The organism is Acidiphilium sp. PM (genome assembly GCF_000219295.1).
Taxonomy (GTDB): Bacteria; Pseudomonadota; Alphaproteobacteria; order Acetobacterales; family Acetobacteraceae; genus Acidiphilium; species Acidiphilium multivorum.
Genome location: NZ_AFPR01000500.1, coordinates 1 through 2,524 on the forward strand (window position 1 = coordinate 1; position 2,524 = coordinate 2,524).

The 2,524-nt window shown below is 62.8% G+C and carries 2 protein-coding genes; one reads left to right on the forward strand and one right to left on the reverse strand.

Annotation, left to right across the window (positions count from 1 at the left end; all coding sequences use genetic code 11):
* The coding region (locus APM_RS15765; protein ID WP_007424382.1) for a cache domain-containing protein at window positions 1-1,249 on the reverse strand (1,249 nt) is incomplete at its 3' end.
* 379 nt (window positions 1,250-1,628) lie between these two features.
* Here APM_RS15765 and APM_RS15770 point away from each other — a divergent pair.
* The coding region (locus APM_RS15770; RefSeq protein ID WP_007424384.1) for a sigma-54-dependent Fis family transcriptional regulator at window positions 1,629-2,524 on the forward strand (896 nt) is incomplete at its 3' end.

The following is a 2,524-nucleotide window of genomic DNA, read 5'->3' on the forward strand; positions in this document are numbered from 1 at the left end:
TGCCGCCGCGCTGGGCGTCGTGCTGCGCCGTATCGACGACACCGCGCGCATGGACCGCGGCCTCCGCGGTCTTGCGCACCGTCGCGGTGATCTCTTCGAGTGCTGCGGCGGTTTCCTCGAGGGTGGCGGCCTGCTGCTCGGTGCGGCGCGAGAGATCATCGGCGGCCGAGGAAATCTCGTTCGTTCCGGAGCGGATCGCCGACGTGTTGGCGGCCACAACGCGCATCGCCTCCTGCAGGCGGTCCATCGCAACATTGAAATCGTTGCGAAGACGCTCGTATTCGGACGAGAAGGCCTCGTTCAGGCGGAAGGTGAGCCGGCCGGCCGCCAGTTGTTCGAGGCCGCCGGCGACGGCATCGAGAACAAGGGCCAGCTGCTTGGCGGCGGCCTCGCGTTCGGCATCGGCGCGGGCGCGCTCGGTCTCGCGCTGGCGGGCGAGCGCCGCGGCCTCGGCCTCCAGCCGCGCCTTCTCGATGCCCGCCGACTTGAAGATCTCGACCGCGCGCGCCATTCCCCCGATTTCGTCCTTGCGGTCGGTGAACGGCACGAGGGCCTCGAAATCTCCCCGTGCGAGTTGGGTCATCGCCGCGGTCATCGCCCGCAGGATCGAGCTGATCTTGCGCTGGATGAGATACATCACGATCAGGAACAGCGCGAAGATCGGCACGAAGATCGCGGCAAAACGCGAGACATTGCGCCAGAACTCGGCGTTGATGTCGTTGATGTAGGCGCCAGTGCCGATGTACCAGCCCCAGCCGGGAACCTGGCCCATGAAGGAGATCTTGGGCTCGGGTTTCGTCGATCCAGCCTTGGGCATGTAATAGTGACCGAAGGCAGGGTGCCCCGCGCGGATCGAATCGATCATGACCCGGTCGGTGTAGTGGCCGAACATGTCCTTCGCATCATAGCGGTCGGTGCCGATCAAGGCCTTGTCGACATGCTGAAGGCCGATGCCCTTGCGGCTGTCCACGAAATAGTAGTCGCCATGATCGAACCGGGCAGCGCCGAGCGCCTTGAGCGCGAGCGCCTTCGCCTGCGGCTGCGGCATGGATCCGCTCTCCGCCATCTTGACGAAGCTGCTGGTGATGTTGACGGCATCACTGACAAGGGCGCGGATTTCCGCCTTTCTGCCCTGCATTCCGATCTGGTAGGAGGCAAGAAGCCCGAGAACCATGGCGATAAGCGTCATCACGATGCCGAACGCACCGAGCGCGGCAAACTGGTAACGGATCGAAAGCTTGTTGAGCACTGCATGCCTCCACAGACGCGTCGCGCATGCATGCCAGCTCTTGGTTAAAGAACCGTTTTACCCGGTCGGGAAGGCGAAAAAAAACCGGACCAGTGCGTCAGATGTTCATTCATATGCGGAAATTGCAATATATTTCATTGGCCCATGAAATAGAAAAGTCTCGTTTTTTAAATCTTGGCGCATCATCCAGAAGAATAATAACGATAGGTACTATTTCGACGGAAATGACCTTTTCAACAAAATTTCTGGTTGTATTTTTAAAGATTATTTTCTATCAGTATATTCTGGATCATATCGTAATATTTTTAATACATTCTGCAATAATTTCATGAGGCCGCGTTGATAGCATCCCCCCCGCGATCCACGGAGTGGGGAGGCCATGCGACATACCGCTTACGAAGGTTTCGCCGCCCGACCTGCCGAGTCCGTCTTTGGCAACGGGGCACAGGCCCATACCGGCGGTGCGGGCGGCAGAGCGGCAGCGGACCGGGTGATGGTCGGCCAGTCTCCGGCGATGCTCAGGACATTCGAGCTGATCCGGAGATTCGCACCTGTCGATGCGCCAGTGCTCATCACCGGGGAGACCGGCACGGGAAAGGAACTCGCCGCCCGCGCGATCCATGACCGGTCAAACGCCTGCGACGGCCGTTTCGTGGCGATCAACTGCGCCGCCCTGCCCGCCAGCCTGATTGCCTCGGAACTGTTCGGCTACGAGAAAGGTGCCTTTACCGGGGCCGCCGCCCGGCGGGTCGGGCTGATCGAGATGGCCGATGGCGGCTCTCTCTTCCTGGACGAGATCGGCGACCTGCCTCTCGAATTGCAGGGTCATCTGCTGCGATTCCTTCAGGAGGGGCAGATCTTCCGCCTTGGCGGGCGCGAGCCGGTCAGCGTGCGCACCCGCGTCATCGCCGCCACCCATGTCGATCTCCACCGCGCGATCGAGGACGGGCGGTTCCGCGAGGATCTGTTCTACCGGCTCAACGTCCTGCAGATCGAGATGCCACCGCTGCGCGCCAGGGACGGCGATATCGAGCTCCTCGCCATGGTCGTGCTGCGCAGCGCCGTCCGCGAACTCGGCCTCGCGATCGACGGGTTCTCGCCCGAGGCGCTGGCGGCGCTGCGCCGGCACGGCTGGCCGGGCAATGTGCGCGAACTGGTCTCGACCGTTCGGCGCGCCGCGGTGATGGCCAGCGGACGGCTGATCGAGGCGGCCGACCTCGCCCTGCCCGCGCCACGAGAGACGGCACGGCAACGGGTCGCCACCGGCCCGCATGG